The following is a 787-nucleotide window of genomic DNA, read 5'->3' as shown; positions in this document are numbered from 1 at the left end:
GGCCCGTGCAGTGACCCGCCCGAACCGCGTCGCGCCTGGGCAGGGCAACGTGGTCGCACGTGACCTTGGCCCAAGCGCCGGCTTCGCCACGCTCGCGCTCAACGCCGGCTACCGCATCAGCGATGCACTCCAGCTCAGCGCAGGCGTGGACAACCTGTTCGACCGCGCCTACAGCGAGCACCTCAACCTCGCCGGCAGCGCCGATTTCGGCTTCCCCGCCGATCCGGTGCGCATCAACGAGCCCGGCCGCACGGTCTGGATGAAGGTGAATTACCGGTACTGAGGCGAAGAGCAAAGGCCTTGGTGCGCTCTAGTGTCCGCGCACGACCATGCGTCGGGGAGGCCGGCGGGTAGCCCCCTACGGGACTGTCAAAAACATGGATGTTTTTGCCAAGCCCCCACGGATGGGTTTACGGCGTGTCCCGTAGGGGGCTGCCCGCCGGACTCCCGGCTCGTGACAGTGCGGACGCCGGCTTTTCGCCTTTGACTTTACCAACCGCGCACGACGCAATCCGACATGCGTTGACACATGCCGTTACACGCCCTGCAAGCCCCAGCACGAAAGGGGTTGCGCGTGTCACCGGGTGATGTGAAGGTGCCGGTAAACGCTTGGCACATATGCCTGACGCAGGTCGTGGCTACACTTGCCGGTCGTGGAACATCAAGGGCTGTACTTCATGTCGGGACGCATCACCGCACGCATCATTGCCGGCCTCGGCCTGGTCATCCTGGCCGGGTGTGGCAGCAAGGACCAAGCCGCCCGCCGGCAGGCCGACGTCGTGCCGGT

1 pseudogene is annotated in these 787 nt (G+C 65.7%); it reads left to right on the top strand.

Annotated features, from left to right (window positions below):
- Positions 1-283: pseudogene (locus INT12_RS30600) on the top strand (TonB-dependent receptor); the annotation flags it as partial.
- Positions 284-787 lie beyond the last annotated feature (504 nt).

The sequence above is a fragment of the Pseudomonas sp. K8 genome, from assembly GCF_014889455.1.
GTDB lineage: Bacteria > Pseudomonadota > Gammaproteobacteria > Pseudomonadales > Pseudomonadaceae > Aquipseudomonas > Aquipseudomonas veronii.
The sequence above is the reverse complement of the archived record's forward strand: the minus strand, read 5'-3'. Positions and strand labels throughout refer to the sequence as shown.